Origin of the sequence: Allonocardiopsis opalescens (assembly GCF_003002095.1) — a bacterium.
Lineage (GTDB): Bacteria > Actinomycetota > Actinomycetes > Streptosporangiales > Streptosporangiaceae > Allonocardiopsis > Allonocardiopsis opalescens.
Genome location: NZ_PVZC01000007.1, coordinates 87,329 through 111,699 on the forward strand (window position 1 = coordinate 87,329; position 24,371 = coordinate 111,699).

The following is a 24,371-nucleotide window of genomic DNA, read 5'->3' on the forward strand; positions in this document are numbered from 1 at the left end:
GGAGGATCCCGCCGCGGATCACCGCTGGTCCGGAGTGGGTGGGACCGCGAGGAAGCGCCGCGCCAGGCCGATGCCGACCGGGTGGGTGGCGATCCGCAGGCCCAGGACGCGTGCCCGCACGCCCAGCGGGGTGGCGGCGACGAAGACGCCGCGCAGCCGGCGGCCCTGCCGGCCCCAGCGTTCGGCGACCGGTCGCAGCCGCCGCTCCCACGCCTCCAGCGCGGCCGGCACATCGCCGGGCTGACGGTCCAGCTCGTCGCCCAGCGCCTCGGCGCCGCCGACCGCCAGTGACGAGCCGAAGCCCGCGAACAGGCTCACGCACCAGGCGGCATCGCCGGCCGGCACGACGCGGCCGACGCTCCACCGGTCGGCCCGGACCTGACTGACCTGGTCGAAGTAGACGTCCGCCTCGTTCCGCTCCGCCGCGTCGAGCAGTTCGGGAACCACCCAGCCCAGATCTCCGTAGCGGTGGCGCAGTGTCGCCGCGGCGCCCGCGGCCAGTTCGGCCTCGGCGTCGCCAGTGCGGAAGATGAAGAAGGCCGCCGCCTGGCGGCCCGGCGGTGTGATCACGCTGACGCCGCGCCGGACCAGCGGCAGGGCGATGCTCGTGCCCGGGTCGATACCGCTGGGGACCTCGGGCAGCGGGACGATCGCGATGGCGGTGCCGAAGTCGTGGCGGAAGCCCTCCTCGGGCCCGAAGACCAGGGAGCGCACTCGCGAGTGCAGCCCGTCGGCGCCGACGAGCAGGTCGGCCCGCTCCCGGGTGCCGTCGCTCAGGGTGGCCGTCACTCCCCCGGCGTCCTGCTCGATGGCCGTGACCGTGGTGCCGAACCGCACGTCGGGCGGTTCGTCCAGCGCCTCGAACAGCACGGATTCCAGATCGCCGCGGAAGATGGAGACCTGCCGCTCGCCGAGCAGGTCGGTCTGGGCGCGCACGCCCATGGTCGCCTCCACCCGGCCGTCGCGGTCGACGTAGCGCAGTTCGACGGGCTCCGGCTCAGCGGCGTGCACGGCGGCCGCGAGGCCCATGCGCTCGGCGGCGTCGTAGCCCAGGTCGGAGAAGTTCACCAGGTAGCCGCCGCCGCGCCGCGCCGGCGCGCGCTCCACGACCAGGACCTCCCAGCCGCCGGTCCGCAGCCGCAGCGCGACGGCCAGTCCCGCGATCCCCGCTCCGACGACCAGTGCGCGGCGGGACGCGCGGCTTCCGCTGTTCGGCATGACCTCTCCTCATCACAGGTGTGGTGTCACGCCGACCAGGCTTCCCGGCACTCCATCGGCGCCCGCCGCCTGACGGGGCCGAACGCCTCGGAATCTAGGCCCTCCCCGGCGGCCTGTAGAGGTCCGCGGGCGTCAAGAAAATGTCAACGGGCCCGGAATCCACAAGGGCGCGGGGCCGCCGCGCCGCGCCAGTCGTTCGTTCTCTTCGAAGGCTTCTCTACCTTGAACCACGCATCGGTCCCGGTCCGGTCGATGGTGCGGCGCATGGCGGGTCGGCGACGCGGCCGCCGACCCGCGCCTGTCACCGGGCGGCGCGCAGCACCTCTCGGGTCAGCGGACTGAGCGCGATGGGCTCGTCCTCGCCCACGATCACTGTGCCGCCGATGTGGGTGAGGTGGCGGTCGAAGGCGTACTGCGGTTCCAGGACGAAGCACATCCCCGGTTCCAGCAGCAGGTCGGCCATGGAGGTGGGGTGGCCGGACACAGGAGGATAGGCGTCCGCGCCGGGGAGCGTGCTGATGTCCCCGCGCCCCTTGCCGAGCACGAGGCCCGGGTTGAGCGAGTGGACGGTGATGAGGTACATCTGGCCGTCGTGTGCGTCGAGCGGCGCGTGCATCGCCTCCACGACCTCGCCGAAGGTACGGCCCGGACGCAGTACCGCCAGGCCGGCGTCGTAGGACTTCCGCGCGATCTCGCCCGCCCGCCAGTAGTCCTCGTGCACGTCGCCGACGGCGATGGTGACCTGGTGCTGCGTATGGCGCCCTCCGAACTGGGAGAACACCTCGGCGTAGATGACGTCGCCGTCGGCCAGCAGGCGCGGTGCCTCCGCGCGGTAGCCCCACGCGGGCAGGCCCGATGCGACTCCGTTCGGTCCGGACGACAGGTGCATGGCCGAGGGGAGCGTCCCGCGCCGGTAGCCCGCCGCCATACCGGCGGCGTAGACCTCCGCCTCCGACACGCCCGGGCCCGCGGCGTCGACCATCGCCCGCACCATGGCGTCTCCGATCTCCGCGGAGCGCCGCACAAGCGCCATCTCCTCGTCACCGAGCCGCATCGTCATCACGGCGACGGCGAGGTCGACCGGCCGGAAGCCGGCGTCCGGGAACCGCTCCAGGACGCGGCTCCACAAGGTGTGGGGCAGCACGCCTTCAGGGTGCCACGGCAGGTGCGGCCCGAGTCCGACGACGCCGATGTTCCCCTTGCCGAGGCCCAGCTCGGTGAGGGTGGCCGCGATCGCGGCAAAGCCGCGGAAGGCCCTGATGTTCCGCGGCGGGATCCACGGCTCGTGACCGCGCCGGCTCGACTCCAGGCGGTCCAGGATGAACCCCGGCCCCGGCAGGTGCGCGATCGGCTCACCGTCTCGCGGGAAGACGACCGTCGTCCCGGGGCGGTCGTTGGTGAACCAGGTGTCGTAGGCGACCGGGGCCGGGCCCGCGTCCTCGTGCTCGCCGAAGACCAGCAGCGCGTCCAGGCCCTCGCGCGCCATGAGCGCCCGGGCCAGGTCCCAGCGGCGGTCGCGCTCGGCCGGTGAGAGGGTGGGTACCGCGGTTTCGTTCATCGTCTCGTCTCCTCGGTGGTCAACGTGGTGGCCGTCCCCTCGGGACGGGTGGCCGGCAGCGAAGGTCTCGGGCCGGTCAGACGCGGACGCCGGTCAGCACCTCGCTGTCGGCCCAGAGACCATCGGCGCGGACGGTGTCGTAGGACTCCTCCGACGAGCGGATCGGCGTGCGGCCGTTGTAGTACCGGCCCGTGACCGCTGCGAGCTCCGGTGCGGTCGCCAGCCAGGCGAGCGCGCCGCCCGCCTCCGGGGCCGATCTGATGTTGGGCCCCACCACCCGGTGCAGCAGCCAGGGCGCGCGCGGGAGCACGTGGTCGGCGATGAACCTCAGCGGGGCAGGCAGCGAGCGGCCCAGGGAGGTGCCCAGCACCATGCCGGGGTCGAAGGCGTTGGCCGTGACACCGTCGGGCAGCCGGCGGGCCAGGGCGTAGGTGAAGTAGAGGTTCGCGAGCTTGGAGGTGCTGTAGCGGCGCTGCCCGGCGACGAGCGTGCTGTCCGACTCGGCCGACGGCCCGAGTTCGCCCCGCGCCAGGGCCTGCGCGCTGCTCCACGCCGGGCTGGGCCCCGCATTGGCCGGGTCGTGGGTACCGCTGGAGGTCACGACGACGCGCGCCGGGGCCTTCAGTACGGGCAGCAGCGCGTTGACCAGGGCGAAGTGGCCCAGGTGGTTGACACCGAAGGTGGCCTCGAAGCCGTCGGCCGTGCGGGTGAGCTTGGTGCCCATCTGCACGCCCGCGTTGCACACCAGGGCGTGCGGCCGGGGGATCGAGCCCGACTCCACGCGGCCGGTCAGCGCCGCGGCGAACTCCCGGACGGAGGCGAGCGACGACAGGTCCATCGCCATCGCCTCCACCGTGCCGCCATGCGCGGCGGCGGCGGTCAGTGAAGCCACGGCCTCTTGGCCCCGGGCGGTGTCGCGGACGGGCAGCACCACGTGCCACCGGCCGTGCTCGCCGCTGAGGATCGCGGTGGCCGCGGCGAGTCCGATGCCGCTGCTGCCACCGGTGATGACGATCGTGCGGGCCTCGCCCGCGGTCTGATGTGCCATTGCCGTCCACTCCTTCGGTCGTCGCCGGTCGACGGTCGTCGTGGCGTCGACACTCAGCCTGGCGCGGATCGGTGACACGTTGAATAATTGTGAAGCGCTATTTCTTGTGCGAGAGTGTCACTCGTGAGGGACCAGCTGTCGGAGGTGTTCGACCTCGTCGAAATCCGCGGTCTCGTGTCGGGCGGCTTCGCCGCCCATGGACGGTGGGAGGCACGCAGGCCGTGCCGCGACATGCTGAAGCTCATCGCCATGGTGTCCGGCCACGGCCGACTGCTCACCGACGGTCTCGACGAGCCGGTCCATCTCGCCGCCGGTGACATCGCCATCCTCAACTACCGCACGTGGCTCCGGCACGAGGGCGGAGACCCGGGTCCCGGCCCGCGCCACCGGATCGGCCCCGAGGAGAACTTCACCGGCCTCACCGAGGCGGACCGCAGCACCGACGATGTCGTGATCGGCATCGCCGTGGACATCAACCCGGCCGGCCGCGAACTGCTGCTGCAGCGGCTGCCGCCCGTGGGAGTCGTCAAGGCCTCGGCGGCGGCTCCGCTGCGCATCCTCCTCGACCAGCTCTTCGGCGAGGTCGCGGGCAACCGCACCGGCTCCGCCTTCGCCGTCCGGCAGTACGGCCAGCTTCTCGTGCTCGAGGTGCTGCGCGCCTACCTGGACCAGACCGAGGCGCCGCCGGGCTGGCTCCGGGTGCTGACCGATGACCGGCTGCGCCCCGCCCTGGCCCTCATGCACGCCGAGCCCGCCACATCCTGGAGCCTGGAGGACCTGGCGCGCGCCGCCGCGATGTCCCGCTCGTCCTTCGCCCGCCGCTTCCGCGCCGCGGCGGGCATGCCGCCGCTCACCTACCTCAGCCGCTACCGCATGCTCCTGGCGCAGCGCGCCCTGAGGCACAGCGACGCACGCGTCGGCTCCCTGGCGGCCGACCTGGGCTATGCCTCCGAGGCGGCGTTCAGCAACGCCTTCAAGCGCGAGATCGGCGAATCCCCGCTGCGCTACCGGCACCGCGTGCGCGGCGAACTGCCCGGACGCGAGCAGGCCGCCCTTGCGTGAACGGAGCGGAGACCGCCTGCCTTCAGGTGCCGGCAACCGTCACTGAAAGTGACAGAATCCGCATCGGCCTGCCGTTTCCGAGCGTCGTATCGGTGCGGCTCGCGCAGGCCGGGAGCCGAGGGGTCACGGTCGGACGGGAGGAATTCGATGTCCTCGGGCCAGGGGATGTCGGGGTCGGCGTCCGACGGCGGGCGCCGCGCCGGGTGGGCGCGGCGCGGGGTTTCGCCGGCGCGCTGGTCGGTCAGCTTGCGCGGCGCACGCTGAGTTCGACCTCGTACTTGCCGGTGTACTGGTTCTCGTGCTCATCGCCCCAGTCGTCGATCCATGTCTGCACCAGGGTGGAGCGGTCCCACGTGGGCCCCTCCGGGAAGTTGAAGTAGACGAAGTCGGCGGCGATGAGGTCGTCGGTGAGCCAGGACGTGATGATGTCGACGAGGCCGAAGACCAGGCCGATGGCGTGTCCGATGTAGTACGGGCGCTTGGTCGGTTCCTGCAGCGCCTCCTCGATGTCCTTGGAGACCTGTTTGGCGATCTTGTGGAACTCGCCCAGGAAATCCGGGTCCTTGTGGTCTTCCTCCCATGCCTGCACCCCGAAGAACATTTCATTGAGCGGAATGAAGCCGCCCTTGCCGTCCGGCATCAGGACAGTGAAGTTAGAGACATCCTCGTTGTAATCCTTCTCGACATCGTTGTTGAATCCTTCCACCGTCTTGGAGCGGCCGGCGGGATCGCACATTCGCGGAGAGTTGCTTATGACCTCGAAGGTGAAGTAGACCTCGTCATCGCCGGGCTCGCCGGCCGTGACGCGGAGGCATTTCACTTTCCCCAGGTGCAGGACGCATGTGTGCTCCGGCGCCGTACGTTCGGCATCGGCGGATCCGCCCACCATCACGGTGGTGTGCTGCGGCTTCTTGGGCGGGACCGGGATGAGTCGGGTCCAACCGTGGCGCTGGACCTCCGGCCCTTTCGGCTTCTTCGGCTTCTTGCCGATCTCGGTCTGTTTGGCGACATTGGGCATGTTCTGGATCACGTTCCACACCTCGGGCATCCACGCGACCGCGTCCTTGTGCGTGACGGTGGAGTCGGGCGTGAGGTGCGCGACCTTCTCCGGGAACAGGGCATTGCGCTGGTCGGTGGAGAGTTCGGCGAATGCCTTGCCCCACTTCCCGGTCTCGCCCTCGTGGGGCATGGCGATCTTGGCCAGGCGCAGCAGCGACGCTTCGAGCTTGCTCAGCTCCTTTTTCGTCACCGCCTTGTGGCAGGCGTTGAGCATCACCGGCGTCAGGTAGTTGACCCGCCGGTTGGCCGCCAAGCGCTGGGCGCCCAGCCGGTGATGGTCCTCATCGTTCTTCTCCGGCACCCTGCCTGATCGCGCCCACACGACATCGGTAGGGCTGCTGGACTCCTTCGCCGCGGCGGCCAGCCGTGCCCTCAACCGCTCCGCGTCCATCTTGGTCATACGAGTCTCCGTCCATCCATGCGCGCCCGACGAATTCAGACATAAAAAGCGCGCGACCGGGAACACGCGGCAATCTGTTTTCGGCGTGTCGCCGCCCACATACCCGCCGCACCGCCTTACACGCGGCCGACGAGAGTTGAGACGGTAAATTGACGGCAACATATTCAATTCATGAGCACAATCAAATTGCCGACACGGAAATATTTTCCAGTCGCGTAGACCTGTCCCCCATCGGAGGAGACGGCGATGCGGGTTCCTGGTCACTGAGTTCGTCGAGCCGTTGCCAGGTGGCGTTATCGACCGTTTCGGTGAAGGCGACCACGTGCGCGTCAAGCGCACCGTCCAGGTCTCCCCTATCCAGGCGGACCCTGCCGAGGTTCTCGTTGCGTGGTGTCAGGCTGTCAGCGTCCTTGTGATCGGGGAGACCGGTGCGAGGATGTGGTATGGCCGATGTCGAGTTGATCGCCGTTCCGTTCGATGGCTATGGCCGAGCCGGTCACCAGGCGGCCGCGGCGGAAGCGCTGCGCGGTTCGGGCCTGCCGGCGGCGCTCGGTCCGTACCGGGTGGTCGAGTCCGAGCCGCTGGCATTGCCCGAGGGGACGGGCGAGCGCGGTGCGGACACCTCGCTGGTCAACGAGCCGGCTCTGGTCGCGATGAGTGAGCAGGTGGGCGAGCGGGTGGCCGCCGCCGTCACCGCAGGGCGGTTCCCGGTCGTCTACGGCGGGGACTGCACCACGCTGCTGGGCATCATCCCGGCACTGCGCGCCGACGGACGGGTAGGGCTGCTGTTCTTCGACGGCCACGAGGACACCATGCCGCTGGACGTCTCCGAGGACGGCGAGGCGGCCAACACCGAGATCGGGCTGCTGCTCGGCCTGACCGGACGACTGCTGCGCGGGCCGCTGGCCGCGCGCCTGCCGGCGCTGGGTCTCGAGGAGCTGGCCATGCTCGGACCGCGAGACGCGGGCTGGCGGCGGCAGTTCAACGTCGCCTCACTGCGCGACCTCGGGGTGTGGATGCGCGACTGGCACGAGGTGGACGCGGATCCGGAGGGATCCGGCGCGCGGGCCGCGGCGCATCTGCAGCGGCACACCGCACGGTGGTGGCTGCACATCGACCTCGACGTGCTGGACCCCGAGGAGTTCCCTGCCCAGGGATTTCCCGACATCCCCGACGAGCCCGGTGGCCTGACGTGGCAGCAGCTCACCTCGGCCGCCACCGGTGCCCTCCGGGAAGGAGGCTGCATCGGCTGCAGTGTCGCCATCTACGACCCCGACCAGGACGGTGATCGCGCCGGAGCCGGCCGGATTTGCGACTTCATCGCCGAGGTCATCGCCACACGGTCACCAGGCCGGGACCAAAGGCGGTAGGTACGGACCCCGCCGCGCCCCCGGCCGCGAAGGCGCCTTCCGCGCCACCGCGGGACGCCGCAGGCGACCGCGGCCGTGTTCGCCGGTCTTGCCGAGACCTGGGCCGGGACCGGGCCTGCGGCCCCGTGGCCGGTCGAGGCCGCGCACTCCTTCGACTGAGCGTGGTGCGAGCCGATCGGTAGGCGCTATGTTGGCCGGATGCCGAATGTGCCGCCGCAGCGCAGTGACGCCGCGCCGAATGGAGGCGTCCGCTGGTGGACGCTCATCGGCCCCGCTATGACCACGATCATCGGTGCGTTCCTGGTGACCGCGGTGTACGGCACCGAGCAGATGCCGCGGATGCAACTCGAACTCCTCCTGTCGGGCCAGCAGTTCCTGCTGCAGGGCGTGGTCGCGTACGTGGTCGCGGCGGCTGTGGCCCTTCCCGTCGGGTTCCTGCTCGGCGCCCGGTTCCCGACGGCGGTGACCGTCGCCGCCGTCGTGCTCATGGCGATCGGCGTGCTGCTGACGGCCTTCGCCGCGGGCGGCGGCATGATGACGGTGGGGCGGGTGCTCACCGGACTCGGCGCGGGCGCGGCCGCCGGAGTGATCGGGGCACTGGCACGGCGGATCGGGCGGTGGGGGGCCGTCGCGGCCATGGTCGTCGTGGCCTTCGGCCTCCTGTCCATCGTGGCCGCCCCGTTCGTCAGCCAGATGTTCTCCGACGCGTTCGGCTTCCGCACCACGTTCTTCGCCGCGATTCCGCTGCTGCTAGCCGCACTGCTCGCCACCGCCATCAGCGCGCTGGTGAGCTACGCCCTGGCCCCGCGCCCTGCCCGGCCGGGCCCCTACGGCATGCCGAACCCGCCACAGGGGCCGCATCGCTGAACGCGCACGCGCCACTCGATCACGAACCCAACGGCGAACAGTCGCTGAAGGTAGCCCGTTCGAGCTGAGCGCGATTCACGTCGATCACCTCCGACGCCGTCGCGCCGCCATCGTGGCACACGGACTGCACCACAGCACCGGCCGGAACCGGGCTGCCCGCACCCGACGGATCTCCTCCCCTCGACCGGGGGTACGGGAGACCGCGACCGGGCTCGCCATCACCCCACCAGCCCAGGGTCCGCACGGCGGCAATTTTGGCAACCGGTTGACACTTGCGATTTCCACCTGGTTAACTCCGCTCAGGCAATGGCTTGCATCGGTGTCTTCCCGGTATGGCGCGAGCGGTTCCGGTTGCACCCGATTGCCACCTTGACCGCCTGGCGGAGGGGTTGATCAATGACGGCGCATACGGCGAGATCGGCCCCGGGCACGGCGAATCCGCGGTTGATCAACATCGTGGGCTACGGTGCCGGCGACGCGGCCAACAACGTCGCCTTCATGCTCGCCACGCAGTTCCTGCTGCTGTACTACACCGACGTGGCGGGGATCAGCGCGGCCGCGGCGGGCACGCTGTTCCTCGTCCTGCGCGTCTTCGACGCCGTCACCGACGTGATAGCGGGCCGCATCGTGGACCGGACCGACAGCCGGTTCGGGAAGTTCCGCCCCTATCTGCTGTTCGGCTCTCTCCCGCTGCTGCTGCTCTCGGTGGCCACCTTCACCGTGCCGCGGATCGGCGAGACGGGCGTGCTGCTGTACGCGTACGCGACCTACGCGCTGCTCGGCCTGGCGTACACCTTCGTCAACATCCCGTACGGCTCCCTGGCCGCGGCGATGACCCAGGACCCGGCTGCACGCTCGAAACTCGCGGCGGCGCGGACCGTCGGCGGGACGGTCGTCGGCGCGGCCCTGAGCGCCGTCGTGGCGCCGCTGCTGTCGCGCACCACCGACCTGCAGGCATTCTTCACGACCGTCACGATCGTGCTGGTGTTCGTCGGCATGGCGCTCTACCTGTTCTGCTTCTTCACCGTGCGGGAGACCGTCAGGCGCGACATCCCGAAGGTGACGCTGCGGCAGTCCGTCCAGGTGCTCCGGACGAACCGCCCGCTGGTGTTCCTCTGCATCAGCTCGGTGCTCCTGCTGCTGGCGCAGTTCGCCAAGACGACCGCGCAGATCTACTACATGCGCGACGTCTTCGACGCGCTCGACCTCGTCCCGGTCCTTTCGGTCTCGCAGCTCGTGGTCACCTTCGCAATGGCGCCGATCGTCCCTTCGATCGTGCGGAAATGGGGAAAGCGGAACTCCTATATCGGCGCCGGAATCATCGCCGCGGTATTCAGTGCGGTCGCTTTCGCCGCACCCACCGTGTGGATCGCCATGGCCGCGCTGATGATCTCGCTGCCGGCCGTCATGGTGGTCAACATCGTCATCTGGGCGCTCGAAGCGGACACGGTGGAGTACGGCGAATGGCGGACCGGCGTCCGCGCCGAAGGGATCATCTACAGTGTCTTCTCCTTCACCCGGAAGGCGGGCCAGGCACTGGGCGCGAGTTTCGCCGCCTACGCGCTCGCCCTGACCGGGTACGTCGGCACCGCGGCGGCGCAGACGGAGAGCGCGCTCTGGGGCATCCGGGCCTCGGTCGGACTGCTGCCGGCCGTCTTCATCGCCGGAGCGGCGCTGATCATGCTGGCCTATCCGCTGACGGACTCCGTCCACCGCGAGCTCGTGCGCGAGATCGACGACCGCCGTACCCAGCCCGAGCCGGACGGGTCGGCGACCGCCGACCAGCCGCGGCCGCGCCCGGACGGAGGCGGCCACGGCGCGTGAAGCGGCCGCCGGGCGGCCGCTGAGGGGGCGCCGCCGAGCACCGGCCGTGTGCTCCGCGACGCCCCCTCAGCGCGTGTCGTCCGCCTCGGCTGTTCGCCGGGCCGGCGGTGCCGCCGGCCGGCGCGGTGGTCGCTCCCCGGTTCTCACCGCACCTGACCGGTCGGCACCGGGCCGCCGTCGATCGCGCTCGCCACGATGGCCTCGACCGTACCGCGGATGTCCACCGTGATCCCGGCTTCGTCGGGCTCCAGCGCCTCCAGGGTGCGCAGCTGGGTGACGAGCAGGCTCATCGGCATGAAGTGGCCGGCGCGCCCGCTCAGGCGTTCGGCGATGGTCTCCTCGGTGCCGTCCAGGTGGACGAAGAAGACCGGAACGCCGGCGCCCCGCCGGATCCGGTCCCGGTACCCGCGCCGGAGCGCGGAACAGGCGATGACGGTGGTGGCGCCCGATGCCGAGCGCTCGCGCAACTTTGCGGCGACGCGGTCCAGCCAGGGCCGGCGGTCGGCGTCGTCCAGGGGGATCCCGGCGGACATCTTGCGGATGTTCTCGGCGGGATGGAGATCGTCGGCGTCCACGAAGCCTCCGCCGAGCGCCGCGGCGAGCCGCTCCCCCACGCTCGTCTTGCCCGCCCCCGAGACCCCCATGACCACGATGGCGGGGCCCGGCGCGCTCACCAGTCGTGCACCGTTCCGTCGTGCAACCGGTTGTACGGCAGGTACGCCTGGACGTAGGGGTACCGGCCGGCTCCGTCGACGTCGAGTTCGACGCCGAGGCCGGGCCGGTCGCCGGGGTGCAGGTAGCCGTCCTGCCAGGTGAAGGACTGCTCGAAGACCGCGTCGGTCTTCTCGCCGTGCTTCATGTACTCCTGGATGCCGAAGTTGTGGATGGCCAGCCCGAGGTGCATCGCGGCGGCCATCCCGACCGGGGAGATGTCGGTCGGGCCGTGCATGCCCGACTTGATCTGGTACTGCGAGGCGTAGTCGAGCACCTTCTTCAGGTGGGTGATCCCGCCGGTGTGGGTGACGGCGGAGCGCACGTAGTCGATGAGCTGCTCGCGGATGATCTGCTGGTAGTCCCAGACGGTGTTGAAGATCTCGCCGATCGCCAGAGGCGTCGTGGTGTGCCGGCGTACCAGGCGGAGCGCCTCCTGGTTCTCCGCGGGGGTGCAGTCCTCCAGCCAGAACAGGTCGTAGGGCTCCAGGCTCTTGCCGAGTCTGGCGGCCTGGATGGGGGTGAGCCGGTGGTGGGCGTCGTGCAGCAGGGGCAGCTCGGGGCCGAACTCGTTGCGCACGGCCTCGAAGACCGTCGGGATGTGCCGCAGGTAGGAGCGGGTGTCCCAGTCCTCCTCGTGCGGCAGGGCGCCGCGCTGGGCCGGCTCGTGGTCGTAGCGGACGCCCTTGTTCGCCTCGTAGGTGGCGTTCGAGGCGATCCCGTAGATCGACTTGAGTCCGGGGACACCGGTCTGCACCCGGATGGCCCGGTAGCCCTGCTCCTGGTGCGAGCGGATGGAGTCGAACAGCTCGTCGAGGGTCTTGCCCGAGGCGTGGCCGTAGGCGAGCAGCCCGCGGCGCGACGCGCCCCCGAGCAGCTGGTACACGGGCATGTTCGCCGTCTTACCCTTGATGTCCCACAGCGCCATGTCCACCGCGGCGATCGCCGCCATGGTCACCGGCCCGCGGCGCCAGTACGCGCCGCGGTAGAGGAACTGCCAGGTGTCCTCGATCCGGCTCTCGTCCCGGCCGATCAGCAGCGGGACGACGTGGTCCTTCAGGTAGGAGACCACGGCGAGTTCGCGCCCGTTCAAGGTGGCGTCGCCGAGGCCGGTGACGCCGTCGGCCGTCGTGAGCTTCAGCGTGACGAAGTTGCGGTCGGGGCTGGTGACGATGACCTCGGCCCTGTCGATGCTCATATGCCGTGCTTCCTCAGTTCGTCTCGTCGGGCGCGGACCCGGGTTTGCGGCAACCGATCGCCTTCCAGCGGGCGCGCAGCGCGAAGGCCGTCGACTTCGGCCGCCGGTCGCGGGTGAAGACGCCCTTCTTGTTGCCGTCCACCCGGTGGACGCCCTTGGAGGTCTGGAAGTCGGCGAAGTTCCAGATCTGCTCGCCGACGAACTGGGGAAACTCGTCGAAGACCCTGTGGTGCATCTCCAGGAAGGCGGTCTGGTACTCCTCGGTCCATGGCTGGTCCCAGACGGAATGAAGGCCCGCCTGGGTATCGGCACCGTACTCGGTCATCATGATCGGCTTGTCGACGCGGTCGATCCAGCCCCTGAGGTCCTGGCGCAGGTAGTCCTCAGCGGTGGCGAGGTCGCCGCTCGCCACGTACCAGCCGTAGTAGCGGTTCAGGCTGACCACGTCGAAGAGGTCGATGACCTGGTCGTTGCGGAAGGTGGCGAACAGGACGATCGCGTAGGTGAGGGGGCGCGTCGGGTCCAACTCGCGGGCCAGCTCGACCAGCGGCTCGAAGTACTCGCGCGCCCCGTCCTCGTTGGACGCCGGCTCGTTGGCGATGCACCACATCACCACGCTCGGGTGGTTCTTGTCGCGGGCGATGAGTTCGCGGATGTGCTGGGCGTGAGCGGCCCGCGTCTCGTCGTTGCAGGTGTCCGGCGAGAAGGTCGGCGTCGTCGGCCTACCGGTGAGCCCGCCCTGGACGCCGAGGTTGAGTCCCACGGCGGCGGTCTCGTCGATGACGACGATGCCGTGCCGGTCGGCGAACTCCAGCACCTCCTCGGCGTAGGGGTAGTGCGAGGTGCGGAAGGAGTTGGCGCCGATCCACTCCATGAGCTGGAAGTCGTGCACCAGGTAGGCGTCGTCGTGGCCCTTGCCGCGCACCGGGGTGTCCTCGTGCCTGCCGAAGCCGGTGAAGTAGAAGGGTTCGCCGTTGATGAGGAACTCGCGCCCGCGCACCTCGACCGTCCGGACGCCGAAGGGCTCCTCGTAGCGGTCCAGCACCGTGTCGCCGTCGAGCAGTTCCACCCGCAGCCGGTAGAGGTAGGCGGCACCCGGCTGCCAGAGCCGGACGCCCTCGATGCGGAGGGAGCCTTCGTCCCCGGTGCCGGCGGCGACCTCGGCGCCGGTCGCGTCGAGGACCGTCGCCCGCACCCGGGCCTCCCCGCTGTAGGCGACCCGGTAGTCCACGAGGCCGGCGCCGTCCGCGACGCCCGTGGTGATCACGATGTCGTCGACGCGCGTGCGCGGCGTGCTGTAGAGCCACACGGAGCGGGCGAGACCGGCGTAGTTGTAGAAGTCGTGCAGGTAGGTCTGGGTACGCCGGCCGTTTCGCGCCACGGTGATCGTTCCCGGCGGGATGGAGGTGTTGGTGAGCTCGTTGCACACGCCCACCGTCAGCCGGAACTCCCCGCCGGGCCGCACCAGGTCCGTCAGCTCGGCTTCGAACGGGGTGTAGCCGCCGACGTGCTCGGCGACCAGGGTGTCATCGACGTGGACGCGCCCCTCGTGCGTCGCCGCGTCCAGGCGCAGGACGACGCGCTCCCCGGCCCAGCCCCGCGGCACCCTGACCGTCCGCTGGTAGTAGACCCAGCCCACGTGGTCGCGGACGCGTGCGTCCACGAACTGGTCGTTGTAGCTGGCCGGGACGGCGACGTCGAGCGTGCCGGGGAGCACCCGGGCCCAGGGTTCGCCGCCGGCGTCGGTGTCGAGGGCGAACCGCCAGATCCCGTCGAGGTTCACCAGTTCGCGGGTGGCCGTGCTGCGGGGTTTCAGCATTGATTCCTCCTGCGGATACAGATCATCTCGCCTCGGCGGATCGCGAACGCGAGCATGTGGCAACCGATTGTCGACAATTGGGTGGTGCGGTACGGCCACTCGCGCCCGGAGGCCCCGCGCTAATCGAAATCCGACCGGAACCCGAGTGCGGCGAGCACCGCCGCACCGATCTCCGCGTCCTGCTCCGGCGTTCCGCCCGCGACTCCGAGTCCGCCGAGGTGCTTGCCGTCGACCGAGAGCGGGAAGCCCCCGCGGATATTGGTCAGCAGATTGCCCGACCCCATGGGCAGCGCGACGGCGAAGTCACCCCGCATCCGGCCGCTGGGCCGCCGGGTCGACGCCGAGGTATTCGCCTTCCGCCTGCTGGTCTCGGTACTGTGCGGCGTCGTGCCGTCGGCGCGCACGAAGGCGACGAGCGCCATCGACGGGTCGACGACCGTCACCGCGACGGATACGCCGCGCCGCGCTCCCTCATCGATCGTCGCGGCAGCGAACTCCTGAGCGGTCGCGTGACTCACCGCGGCGCTCTCCACGTACTGGGGCATCTCGGCTCCTATCGTCCGGCGGGCGCCGAAGCGGGCTTCGTCGTGCGGGCGGCGGCCTTCGCCTGCCTGCGACGCCGGTGGAGAATCGGCTCGGTGTAGCCGTTGGGCTGCCGAGTCCCTTCGAGCACCAGTTCCAGCGCCGCCTGGAAGGCCAGGCTGCCGTCGAAGTCGGCGCTCATCGAGCGGTAGCGGGGGTCGGCGGCGTTCTGGGCGTCGACCACGGCGGCCATGCGGCGGAGGCTCTCATGCAGTTCCTCGGCGGTGACCACGCCGTGGCGGAGCCAGTTGGCCAGGAGTTGGCTGGAGATCCGCAGGGTGGCGCGGTCCTCCATCAGCGCCACGCCGTGGATGTCGGGGACCTTCGAGCAGCCGATGCCCTGGTCGACCCAGCGCACGACATACCCCAGGAGCGACTGCGCGTTGCTGTCGAGCTCTTCCCGGCGCTCGGCGTCGGTCCAGTCCGGCTCGTCCGCCACGGGGATGCGCAGCAGATCCTCCACCCGGCTGCTCCGGCGGCCGCTCAGTTCCCGCTGCCGCCGGGACACGTCGACCCGGTGGTAGTGCAGCGCGTGCAGGGTCGCCGCCGTCGGCGACGGAACCCATGCCGTGCTCGCCCCGGCCCGCGGATGCTCGATCTTCTGCTCGATCATGTCCGCCATCAGGTCGGGCATGGCCCACATGCCCTTGCCGATCTGGCCGTGCCCCGGCAGACCGGCTTCGAGGCCGATGGCGACGTTCTGCTCCTCATAGGCGGCGATCCAGCGCTGCTGCTTCATGTCCGCCTTGCGGACGAAGGCCCCGGCCTCCATCGAGGTGTGGATCTCATCGCCGGAGCGGTCCAGGAAGCCTGTGTTGATGAAGACGATCCGCTCCCTCGCCTGCTCGACGCAGGCTTTGAGATTGAGCGTGGTCCGCCGCTCCTCGTCCATGAGGCCGAGCTTCAGCGTGTTCGCGGGCAGGCGCAGCAGCTCTTCGACCGCGGCGAAGAGGTCGACGGCCAGGGCGACCTCGGCCGGTCCGTGCATCTTGGGCTTGACGATGTAGACCGACCCGTGGCGCCCGTTGCGGCGGGGGTTGCCCGCGTCCCGGCCCGGCAGCGCGGCGAGCGTGGTGACGACGGCGTCCAGGATGCCCTCGCCGATCTCCTCGCCGCGCGGGTCGAGGACCGCGTCGGTGGTCATCAGGTGTCCGACATTGCGCACGAAGAGCAGGGCGCGCCCGGGGACGACGAGTTCGCCGCCGTCGGGCGCGGTGAAGCGCCGGTCATCGGCCAGGTGCCGCACGACGGTGCGTCCGCCCTTGTCGAAGGCGGCTTCGAGGTCGCCCCGGTTCAGGCCGAGCCAGTTGCGGTACGCGGCGAGCTTGTCCGCGGCGTCGACGGCCGCGACCGAGTCCTCGAGGTCCGCGATCACCGTGAGCGCGGATTCGACGACCACGTCCGAGACGCCTGCCGGGTCGGTCGCGCCGACCGGGCTGGAGCGGTCGATCCGGATCTCGACATGGAGTCCGTGGTGCCGGAGCAGGATCGACTCCGGGTCGCGCGGATCACCCGCGTAGCCCGCGAACAGGCCGGGGTCCGCCAGCGCGGCCCGGCCGCCGCCCGACAGCGCCACCGACAGCCGGTCCGCGGCCACCGAGAACGCGACGACGTCGCGGTGGCCGCCCTCGGTCAGCGGCGCGATCTCGTCCAGCAGCTCGCGCACCCGGGCCACCACCCGGGCGCCGCGTTCGGCGTCGTACCGGCCGGGCGCCGGGGCTCCCGGGAGCGTGTCCGTACCGTAGAGCGCGTCGTAGAGCGAGCCCCAGCGCGCGTTGGCCGCGTTGAGCGCGTAACGGGCGTTGGACACCGGGACGACGAGCTGGGGGCCGGCGAGCCGCGCCACCTCGTCGTCGACGCCGGCCGTGGTCACGGTGACGTTCGCCGGTTCGGGCAGCAGGTATCCGATCTCCGCCAGGAACGCCCGGTACGCCGCCGCGTCGATCGGGGCCGGGTGCTCCCGGTGCCAGCCGTCGATGGCGGCCTGCAACCGGTCGCGCTCCGCCAGGAGGGTCCTGGTGCGCGGGCCGAACTCCTCGATGATCCGTGCGAAGCCCGGCCAGAACTCCGCCGCGTCGACCGCCGCACCGGGGAGGAGTTCCCGCTGCACGAAGGCGTGCAGCTCGCGGTCGACCGACAGTCCCCCGACCGTGGTGTACGTCATCGCGCCCGCGCCTCTTCACCGAGCGCGGCGCCGGCGGGCATCGCGAAGATCGTCCCCGGGTTGAGGATCCCGTCCGGATCCAGCGCGCGTTTGACGCGGTGGGAGACCTCCAGCAGGTCCTCGCCGATCTGGTCGGCCAGCCACGGCCGCTTGAGGCGCCCCACTCCGTGCTCTCCCGTAATGGTTCCGCCGAGCCGGATGGCGAGGTCCATTATCTCGCCGTAGGCGAGATACGCCCGTTCGGTGAGCTCGGCGTCCTCGGGCCGGTACACGATGAGCGGGTGGGTGTTGCCGTCTCCCGCGTGGGCGATGAACGCGATGACCACGTCCCGCTTCCGAGCGATCTCCTCCACGCCCTCCACCAGCTCCGGCAGTCGCGGGAGCGGTACCCCGACGTCCTCGAGGAGCAGCGGTCCGAGCTTCTCGACGGCCGGGATCGCGATGCGGCGCGCGTGCGCGAAGCGCTCCCCCTCCTCGGGACCCGCGGCCTCGAAGGCGTCGAAGGCGCCGTGCTCGGTGAAGGCGCTCAGCATCGCGGCCACCTCGGCACCGTCGGGATGCCGGTCGTCCGAACGCGCCACGACCAGAGCGGCGGCGTGCCGGTGCAGTCCCATGCCGAGCACGTCCTCGACGGCGCCGATCGAGGTGCGGTCCATGTATTCGAGCATGGACGGGCGGACGCGCGAGGCGATCTCCAGACCCGCCGCGGCCGCCTTCTCCGTGCTGTCGAACCAGCCCACGACCGTCCGCGCGAGAGGAGGGGCCGGCAGCAGGCGGAGGGTGAGCTCGGTGATGACGCCGAGCGTGCCTTCGCTGCCCACGAAGAGCTTGAGCATCGAGAGTCCGGCGACGTCCTTGAGCCGCGGACCGCCCACCCTCACGGCCCTGCCGTCGGCGAGGACGACCTCCGCGCCGAGGACGTAGTCGGTCGTGACCCCGTACTTGACGCAGCACAGGCCCCCGGCGTTCGTCGCGGCGTTCCCCCCGATGGTGCAGATGTCGAAGGACGCCGGGTCGGGCGGGTACCACAGGCCGCGCTCCGCCGCGGCGGCCTTGACCTCGGAGTTGAGCAGGCCCGGCTGCACGACGGCCATCCGGGTGGCCTCGTCCACCCGGATGGCGCGCATCCGCTCCGTGCTCAGCACGATGCCGCCCTCGACCGCGGTGGCCCCGCCGGACAGGCCCGTGCCCGCCCCTCGCGGTGTGACCGGGACCCCGCGGGCCGAGGCCCACCGCATGATCGCCTGCACATCGGCCGTGCTCCGCGGAAGGACCACGGCGAGCGGCATGCCGGCCGCAGGGTCGAGCGCGCGGTCCCGGCGGTACGGCTCCATCGCCGCCGGATCGGCGAGCACGGCGGCCGCGCCTATCGACGACGCCAGTTCCTCGACCGGCCCTTTCATGCACGATTCCGTATCACGGCATAGTGGTCTCGCATGGTCGGATGCTATCCCGCATTCCGTTTATTTGGCAACCGGTTGTCAACATATTGGGAAAACGCCATGCCGGATGAAACCGCGAGGGCCCGCCTCCCGGTCGGCGGCCTCACTCGGGGGCGATGGCGACGACCTCGAACAGGTCGAGTGCCGGCAGCTCGAAGACGAGATCGCCGTCGTCCGCCTCCGCGCGCAAGGGGGTACCGGACACCAGTGCGGTAGCCGTGCGGCTTCGCGCCCCCTCGCCGACCAGCCGCAGGCGCCCGCCGGGCACCGGCAGGTGCGGCCCGTAGGAACGCCGGCCCGCGCCGCTGTGGTTGATCAGGTGCACCACGGTGCTCCGGCCGCTCGAACCGACGATGACCTCCACGGAATCGGGCAGGTCCGCGGTGACCGGCACCCGCAGCACGGACCGCGCGACACTCACGATGTGATCGCGGACGTCCGTCTTGCCGAACTCGCGGTAGGTGCGGCCGACCGTCCACGGCACATGCACCACCCGGCCGGAGCCGAAACGGGAGCGCACGTGGCCGGGGTCGCCGCCGACGATGTGCCCGTAGGACAGCTCCGGGGGACCGAAGGGCGCCCGGGGCAGCACGGCGCCGGTCTTCTCGGCCCCCGGTTTCCAGGCGAACCGCTGGTAGCGGCCGAACACGGGGATCAGCGGACCGCTGTAGTGGAACTCGCCGGCTCGCGGCTGCGGGCGGTCCGTCACGTAGGTCGACCGCAGTTCCTCCCCCGAGAGCACGGGGACCAGCGCCTGGAGCGCCGGTGAACTCGCCAGCTCCAGGGCGCCGTCCCGGCCCACGCCCGACGAACCGGTCAGCAGGAGCGTGCCGCCGCCGTGCACGTACTCGTCCACGGCGGCCGCGCCGTCGCGGAGCGTGCCGACGTCGGGCAGGACCACGAGACCGTACCGCCGGAGCGCCCCGTCGGCCCCCAGCCGGGCGAGCCGGTCGACCGGGAGGACGTCGAACGGGATGTGCGCCTCGAGGAGCGCCAGGTACAGGCCCCGGAACTCCTCGAGCACGTCCCAGTACGCCCCTGGGGCCGCCGAACCGTGGTCGGGCCGTACCAGGCCGACGGTGGCCGCCGGCCGCAGGTCCCGGTACAGCTCGCCGTGCGCCGAGCGGAAGCGCATCACCTCCCGCCCGGCGGAGACGGCCCATTCCATCGGCAGCCGACCGGGGGCGCCGAAGTAGTAGGCGGAGGGGTTCCCCCCTCGGGCGACCGCCTGCACGAGGTACTGCGCGAAGTGCTCGGGCTGCTCGGAGCCCATCCGGTAGACGGGGTCGATGAAGGCGACGCAGTTGACCATGACCGACGCCCCCGGCCGGGAGGAGGTCTGGGCGCTGACCGCCTCCGCCGTGGCGTGCGGCCAGAACTCCTTCCCCGGCATCGCCCGGTAGGCGTTGTTGCCTTCGACGTACTCGATGGGCGCGCCCCGCCGGAGGATGACGCCTACGTCTCGGCCCCGGGAGCCGACATGGTCGACGATCTTCGCCGTGAGCCGGGCGAGGGTCGCGGAGACGTACCGCCGCCACAGCCCGAACTCCGGCGCTTTCATGTCCGCCGGCAGCGGCCGCCCGCCGCTGAACCGGGCGAAGCCCTCCTGGCACGCCCCGCAGTGGCAGGGGCCGTGCATCACCTCGTCATAGTCGCGCTCGTTGAAGTTGAACCAGTTGAAGAAGACGCCGTCGACGTCGTACCGGTCCAGTACCTCGTCGACGACGTCCAGGCTCCGCTCCTGGTAGTACTCGCCAGAGGGGCACGCGCTGGAGAGCGTGTTGTACACCTGCGGCCGCCCCGCCGGCGAGCGGTACAGCCACTCCGGGTGAGCGGCCGCGATCCGCGCCGAGACCTTGGACATGTCGAAGCGCGCGATCACCTTGATCCCGCGGCGCTTCGCGGCCGCCACGGCGTCGCCGAACAGGTCGCCCGAAGGCCGCGAGCCCAGCAGCGGATTGCGCGTCTGGAACGGGAGATCGGTCGGATAGAAGGACGAGATCCCGCCCGCGTTGAGGAGCCAGGTATCGGCGCCGTACTCCCGCACCGCGTCCGCGGCGGCCTCGGCGTCCATGCTCGCGTCGATGTCCTGCAGGTTCGTCTGCAGGATGTTGTAGGGCAGGCGCCACCTGCTGTCGCGGGGCAGGTCTCTTTCGGTGCTGGGAGAATCCACTTGCATGGCACGCCTAACGACGGAGGGATGGAAAGTGGGCGCGGCCGCGCGGCGGGCCGCGCGGCACGGTGGTGCGGATCAGCGCGAGGGCGCCTGGGTCCCCCTCGTCTCGGGGAGGTCCTGCCCGGCGAGGCGCTTGCGCTCCTCGCGGCGCCTGCGCTGCTCGACCGGGTCGGCGAGCGGTGCCGCGACGAGAAGGCGCTTGCTGTACGGATGCCGCGGATCCGATGTGACCGCCGCCGCCGGGCCCGTCTCGACGATGTTCCCGGTGTAGATCACCGACACGCGGTGGCTGATGTGCCGCACCACCGCGAGGTCGTGCGAGATGAACAGGAACGCGACCCCGGTCTCCTGCTGGATGTCGATGAGCAGCTTCAGAACCAGGGCCTGCGTGGACAGGTCCAGGGCCGAGACCGGCTCGTCGCAGACGATGAGCTTGGGACGCGGCGCGAGGGCCCGGGCGATGGCGACGCGCTGCCGCTGCCCTCCGCTGAACTCGCGCGGCAGCCGGTCCGCGGTGTCCTTGGGGAGTTCCACCTGCTCCAGCAGCCCCCGCACCCGGGCTCGGGCGTCGCGAGGGCTCGCGCCCTGGACGATGAGCGGTTCGCTGAGGATGTCGCCGACGGTGAGCGCCGGGTTCAGCGAGGAGTACGGGTCCTGGAACACGACCTGGATGTGCCGGGCCAGTTCCCGGCGCCGGCGCGCTCCGGCGTGGGTGATGTCCTCCCCGTCGAAGCGGATGGCACCTCCGCTCGGTTTCACCAGGCCGAGCACTGCGCGGCCGATCGTCGTCTTGCCGGAACCGGACTCGCCGACCAGCCCCAGGACCTCGCCCTGTCCGATGGCGAGTGAGACACCGTGCAGGACCTCGTGGGGCTTGGCCCGAAAGCCCCGGCCGGGGAACTGCACCCTGAGCTTCTCCACCTGGAGCAGCGGCTCAGCCATGACCCGGTCCTCTCGTCGTGTCGCCGATCAGTACGGGCGGGTCCTCCCGGACCACGCTTTCGTCCAGGATCGAGGCGAGGAGCTTCTTCGTGTACGGGTGCCGGGGCTCCCGGAAGACGTCCAGAACGGTTCCGGACTCGACGATCCGTCCGTCCTGCATGACGGCCATCCGGTCGCAGATGTCCGCCACCACCCCGAAGTTGTGGGTGACGAGCAGGATGGCCATCCCCATCTCCCGCTGCAGCTCGCGCAGGAGGTCCAGGATCTCGGCCTGGATGGTGACGTCCAAGGCCGTCGTCGGCTCGTCCGCGATGAGCACTCTCGGCCGGCTCGCGACGGCCGACGCGATCAGGACCCGCTGCGCCATGCCTCCGGAGATCTGGTGCGGATACAGGCCCATCGTGCGCCGGGGATCGGCGATGCCGACGTGGCCGAGCAGTTCGAGCGCCCGTGCCCGCGCCGCGGACCGCGACATCGCCGTCGTGGCGCGGATGCCCTCGACCACCTGGGCGCCGATGGTGAACGACGGGTCCAGGTTGGACATCGGCTCCTGTGGAACGTAGGCGATCTCGCGCCCGCGGAGCGCGCGGAGTCCGCGCTCCGGAAGGCCGACGAGTTCGCGGCCGTCGAGCCTGATCGAGCCTTCGGTGACGGTCGCCTCGGCGGGCAGCACCCCCAGGACGGCGAAGGCCGTCTGGGTCTTCCCCGAACCCGATTCGCCCACGAGCCCCAGGGTCTCGCCCGCGTTCAGCGTGACCGAGACCCCGTTCAGTACGGGCTTGGGCTCGCCGCCCGGATCGGGATAGCTGAGACGCAGGTCCCGGATGCTGAGGAGTGCACCGGCGTCGTCGCCGGATCTCGGCACCGCCTTCGCCCGCGCCGTGGCACCCACCTTCGACGCCTTGGGACGGGCCCCTTCGAGGGCGTCCCGCAGGGAGTTGCCGAGCAGCACCAGTGAGGCGGTGGAGACCCCGAGCAGCAGGGCGGGCCAGACGAACTGCAGCGGGTCCACGTAGAGGTTGAGGAAGCCGTAGGAGATCATCGCGCCGAAGCTCGGGACGTCGCTCGAACCCACGCCGAGGAAGGCCAGGCCCGCTTGGACGCTGATCGCCGATCCCATCAGGAAGGCGGTGGAGATGATCACCGGTCCGCGGACCACGGGCATGACATGGCGCCCCAGGATCCGGAGGGTCGAGAGCCCGGCGACGCGCGCGGCGTCGACATAGAGCTCGTTCCGGACTCCGACGGTGACGTTCCGGACCAGCCGGTAGGTCCCCGGCGCGAGCAGCACGCCGAAGATGAGCATGGTGACCCGGAAGTCTCCCCTGGTGAGCGGCATGAGCACGATCAGGAGCAGGATCCCGGGGAAGGTCATGATCAGATTGAAGACCCACTCGATCGCGCCCCGCACCCGGCCGCCGAAGTAGCCGCCGATCAGCCCGCAGCTCAGCCCCACGGCGATCGCGACGCCCGTGCCGATCAGCGCGGAGAGCACGCTGGTGTTGATCGAGTAGATGAGGCGGGCCCAGATGTCGCGCCCGTTCTGGTCGCCGCCGAGGGGGTAGCCGGGCGTACCGACCGGAGCGTTCACCGCGCTGAGCACGGCCTCGTTCGGTCCATGGCCGGTGACCCACGGCGCCAGCAGGCCCAGGATGACGAAGACCAGCAGCAGGCCCGCGGTGATGTCGGCCTGGGGATCCCTGATGAGGCGCCGGAGGGCCGACCGCTTCGGCGCCGCGGGGGCCGCCTCCGTGCCGATGAGAGCCGGTTCGCTGCTCAATAGATCCTCGCCTTCGGGTTGAGCCAGCCGTTGACCAGATCGATCAGGAGGTTCACACCCACCACGAGCATCACGCTGAAGACCGTGATGCCCATGATGACGGGGATGTCTCCTTGGATGGACGAGTTGAACGCGAACGAACCGAATCCCGGCAGGGCGAACACGTTCTCGATGATGAGCGCGCCGCCCAGCATGGCGAGGAACTCCAGGGAGAGGACCACCAGGGCCGGGGCGGCGGCGTTGCGCAGCGCGTGCTTGTAGACGATGGACCAGGTCGGGACACCGCGGGTGCGGAGGGTGCGCACGTAGTCCTTTCGCAACTCGCCGATCATCGTCCCGCGGACCTGCGCGGCCATGTTCGCCACACCGTTGATCACCAGGACGGTCACCGGGATCGTGATCGACGCGGCCCACCGCACCGGGTCCTCCCCGAAGGGGGTGTAACCGGTGGCGGGCAGCAGTCGCGCGTTGATGGCGAACACGACGACCAGCACGATCGCGATCAACAGGTTCGGGAGCAGAAGACCGGTCAGCGACACGCCCTGGGCGAGGCGGTCGACCGCGCCGGCGCGCGAGGCCGCCAGCACGCCGAGGAGCACGCTGACGACGACGCTGAGCACCAGCGCGACCAGCACGATCGAGAGGGTCACCCCCAGCCGCGCCGAGACCGCGGTCGCCACCGGCTCACTGGTGAAGAGCGAGACTCCGAAGTCGCCGCGGAGCACTCCGCCGAGCCACTCGAAGTACTGCGCGAACAGCGGGCGGTTCAGTCCGAGCTGCTCCCGCATCGCCTCCACCGCGTCCGGTGACGCGGCCGGCCCCAGGACGTTGGTGACGACGCCGTCGAAGGAGAAACTGAGCAGCCAGAAGGTGATGAAGGTGACGAGGACGGCGAGCACCAGTCCCGTCGCGACACGGCGCAGGATGTACGAGACCATCAGCGGCCCCCGGTTTCTCGACGCGGGTATCGCCGGTGCGGACGCACCGGCGAAAGCCGAGTGGCGGTCGCACGTGCGCGGGGCGGACGTGACCGACCGCACATCAGCGTGGGTGAGAAGCGATAGTGCATGGCTGCGTCGATCCTGTCAACCGTTTGCCGTCGGTCGCCGACCGGCTGCTACGACCCAAGGGCGTGGGGGATCCCGCCCCGC

General features: G+C 70.7%; 18 protein-coding genes. 4 read left to right on the top strand and 14 right to left on the bottom strand.

Going from position 1 to position 24,371, the window contains the following annotated elements; genetic code table 11:
* Positions 1–18: 18 nt before the first annotated feature.
* The 3 genes from CLV72_RS22200 to CLV72_RS22210 all read right to left on the bottom strand — a co-directional run bounded on the left by CLV72_RS22200 (position 19) and on the right by CLV72_RS22210 (position 3,824).
* The gene (locus tag CLV72_RS22200) at positions 19–1,218 is read right to left on the bottom strand and encodes an FAD-dependent monooxygenase (RefSeq protein WP_106249796.1); all 1,200 of its coding nucleotides are present in this window, start codon (positions 1,216–1,218) and stop codon (positions 19–21) included.
* 301 nt (positions 1,219–1,519) lie between these two features.
* Positions 1,520–2,776, bottom strand: a complete 1,257-nt coding sequence (locus CLV72_RS22205; protein WP_106249799.1) for a M24 family metallopeptidase — start codon at positions 2,774–2,776, stop codon at positions 1,520–1,522.
* 76 nt (positions 2,777–2,852) lie between these two features.
* Positions 2,853–3,824, bottom strand: a complete 972-nt coding sequence (locus CLV72_RS22210) for an SDR family NAD(P)-dependent oxidoreductase (RefSeq protein ID WP_106249801.1) — start codon at positions 3,822–3,824, stop codon at positions 2,853–2,855.
* 123 nt (positions 3,825–3,947) lie between these two features.
* On the opposite strand from CLV72_RS22210, the gene CLV72_RS22215 reads away from it, so the two are divergent.
* Positions 3,948–4,886 carry an AraC family transcriptional regulator gene (locus CLV72_RS22215; RefSeq protein ID WP_211303038.1) on the top strand — a complete coding sequence of 313 codons (939 nt, stop codon included), beginning with the start codon at positions 3,948–3,950 and terminating at the stop codon, positions 4,884–4,886.
* A gap of 241 nt (positions 4,887–5,127) precedes the next feature.
* Here CLV72_RS22215 and CLV72_RS22220 read toward each other — a convergent pair whose 3' ends face one another.
* Complete coding sequence (locus CLV72_RS22220) at positions 5,128–6,345, bottom strand: hypothetical protein (protein WP_146159525.1); 1,218 nt, start codon at positions 6,343–6,345, stop codon at positions 5,128–5,130.
* A gap of 443 nt (positions 6,346–6,788) precedes the next feature.
* Here CLV72_RS22220 and CLV72_RS22225 point away from each other — a divergent pair, with 443 nt between their 5' ends.
* The 3 genes from CLV72_RS22225 to uidB all read left to right on the top strand — a co-directional run bounded on the left by CLV72_RS22225 (position 6,789) and on the right by uidB (position 10,406).
* Complete coding sequence (locus tag CLV72_RS22225; protein WP_106249810.1) at positions 6,789–7,715, top strand: arginase family protein; 927 nt, start codon at positions 6,789–6,791, stop codon at positions 7,713–7,715.
* 276 nt (positions 7,716–7,991) lie between these two features.
* Positions 7,992–8,582, top strand: coding sequence for an MFS transporter (locus CLV72_RS22230; protein WP_106249813.1), 591 nt, complete (start codon positions 7,992–7,994; stop codon positions 8,580–8,582).
* Between the two features lie 444 nt (positions 8,583–9,026).
* Positions 9,027–10,406 carry a glucuronide transporter gene (gene uidB / locus CLV72_RS22235; protein ID WP_211303039.1) on the top strand — a complete coding sequence of 460 codons (1,380 nt, stop codon included), beginning with the start codon at positions 9,027–9,029 and terminating at the stop codon, positions 10,404–10,406.
* Between the two features lie 143 nt (positions 10,407–10,549).
* Here the strand turns inward: uidB and CLV72_RS22240 are convergent, their stop codons facing one another.
* The 10 genes from CLV72_RS22240 to CLV72_RS22285 all read right to left on the bottom strand — a co-directional run bounded on the left by CLV72_RS22240 (position 10,550) and on the right by CLV72_RS22285 (position 24,158).
* Positions 10,550–11,080, bottom strand: a complete 531-nt coding sequence (locus CLV72_RS22240; protein ID WP_245930378.1) for a gluconokinase — start codon at positions 11,078–11,080, stop codon at positions 10,550–10,552.
* Positions 11,077–12,315 (bottom strand): D-mannonate dehydratase ManD, encoded by a 1,239-nt coding sequence (gene manD, locus CLV72_RS22245; RefSeq protein ID WP_106249819.1) that lies wholly within the window; start codon positions 12,313–12,315, stop codon positions 11,077–11,079. Before manD ends, CLV72_RS22240 begins: the two co-directional genes overlap by 4 nt.
* 13 nt (positions 12,316–12,328) lie before the next feature.
* Positions 12,329–14,134 (bottom strand): beta-glucuronidase, encoded by a 1,806-nt coding sequence (uidA, locus tag CLV72_RS22250; RefSeq protein WP_106249822.1) that lies wholly within the window; start codon positions 14,132–14,134, stop codon positions 12,329–12,331.
* 119 nt (positions 14,135–14,253) lie between these two features.
* Positions 14,254–14,679, bottom strand: a complete 426-nt coding sequence (locus CLV72_RS22255) for a GlcG/HbpS family heme-binding protein (protein WP_106249825.1) — start codon at positions 14,677–14,679, stop codon at positions 14,254–14,256.
* Between the two features lie 8 nt (positions 14,680–14,687).
* Positions 14,688–16,880: a malate synthase G gene (locus tag CLV72_RS22260; RefSeq protein ID WP_106249827.1), complete on the bottom strand. Its 2,193-nt coding sequence runs from the start codon at positions 16,878–16,880 to the stop codon at positions 14,688–14,690.
* Entirely contained in the window at positions 16,877–18,283 is a 1,407-nt protein-coding gene (locus CLV72_RS22265; protein ID WP_106249829.1) for an FAD-binding oxidoreductase, read from the bottom strand. Before CLV72_RS22265 ends, CLV72_RS22260 begins: the two co-directional genes overlap by 4 nt.
* A 142-nt stretch (positions 18,284–18,425) precedes the next feature.
* Complete coding sequence (locus tag CLV72_RS22270) at positions 18,426–20,501, bottom strand: alpha-amylase family protein (protein WP_106249831.1); 2,076 nt, start codon at positions 20,499–20,501, stop codon at positions 18,426–18,428.
* Between the two features lie 72 nt (positions 20,502–20,573).
* Positions 20,574–21,440: an ATP-binding cassette domain-containing protein gene (locus CLV72_RS22275; RefSeq protein WP_106249834.1), complete on the bottom strand. Its 867-nt coding sequence runs from the start codon at positions 21,438–21,440 to the stop codon at positions 20,574–20,576.
* A complete protein-coding gene (locus tag CLV72_RS22280; protein ID WP_245930379.1) occupies positions 21,433–23,220 on the bottom strand; it encodes a dipeptide/oligopeptide/nickel ABC transporter permease/ATP-binding protein in 1,788 nt (595 codons plus the stop codon). Before CLV72_RS22280 ends, CLV72_RS22275 begins: the two co-directional genes overlap by 8 nt.
* Entirely contained in the window at positions 23,217–24,158 is a 942-nt protein-coding gene (locus tag CLV72_RS22285) for an ABC transporter permease (RefSeq protein ID WP_106249836.1), read from the bottom strand. Before CLV72_RS22285 ends, CLV72_RS22280 begins: the two co-directional genes overlap by 4 nt.
* Positions 24,159–24,371: the final 213 nt, after the last annotated feature.

Excerpts from the sequence above, each read along its gene's own strand:
- CLV72_RS22200 (WP_106249796.1), bottom strand. The coding sequence starts at position 1,218 with ATGCCGAACAGCGGAAGCCGCGCGTCCCGCCGCGCACTGGTCGTCGGA.
- CLV72_RS22205 (WP_106249799.1), bottom strand. The coding sequence starts at position 2,776 with ATGAACGAAACCGCGGTACCCACCCTCTCACCGGCCGAGCGCGACCGC.
- CLV72_RS22210 (WP_106249801.1), bottom strand. The coding sequence starts at position 3,824 with ATGGCACATCAGACCGCGGGCGAGGCCCGCACGATCGTCATCACCGGT.
- CLV72_RS22220 (WP_146159525.1), bottom strand. The coding sequence starts at position 6,345 with ATGACCAAGATGGACGCGGAGCGGTTGAGGGCACGGCTGGCCGCCGCG.
- CLV72_RS22225 (WP_106249810.1), top strand. The coding sequence starts at position 6,789 with ATGGCCGATGTCGAGTTGATCGCCGTTCCGTTCGATGGCTATGGCCGA.
- CLV72_RS22230 (WP_106249813.1), top strand. The coding sequence starts at position 7,992 with ATGACCACGATCATCGGTGCGTTCCTGGTGACCGCGGTGTACGGCACC.
- manD (WP_106249819.1), bottom strand. The coding sequence starts at position 12,315 with ATGAGCATCGACAGGGCCGAGGTCATCGTCACCAGCCCCGACCGCAAC.
- uidA (WP_106249822.1), bottom strand. The coding sequence starts at position 14,134 with ATGCTGAAACCCCGCAGCACGGCCACCCGCGAACTGGTGAACCTCGAC.
- CLV72_RS22255 (WP_106249825.1), bottom strand. The coding sequence starts at position 14,679 with ATGCCCCAGTACGTGGAGAGCGCCGCGGTGAGTCACGCGACCGCTCAG.
- CLV72_RS22260 (WP_106249827.1), bottom strand. The coding sequence starts at position 16,880 with ATGACGTACACCACGGTCGGGGGACTGTCGGTCGACCGCGAGCTGCAC.
- CLV72_RS22265 (WP_106249829.1), bottom strand. The coding sequence starts at position 18,283 with ATGAAAGGGCCGGTCGAGGAACTGGCGTCGTCGATAGGCGCGGCCGCC.
- CLV72_RS22270 (WP_106249831.1), bottom strand. The coding sequence starts at position 20,501 with ATGCAAGTGGATTCTCCCAGCACCGAAAGAGACCTGCCCCGCGACAGC.
- CLV72_RS22275 (WP_106249834.1), bottom strand. The coding sequence starts at position 21,440 with ATGGCTGAGCCGCTGCTCCAGGTGGAGAAGCTCAGGGTGCAGTTCCCC.
- CLV72_RS22285 (WP_106249836.1), bottom strand. The coding sequence starts at position 24,158 with ATGGTCTCGTACATCCTGCGCCGTGTCGCGACGGGACTGGTGCTCGCC.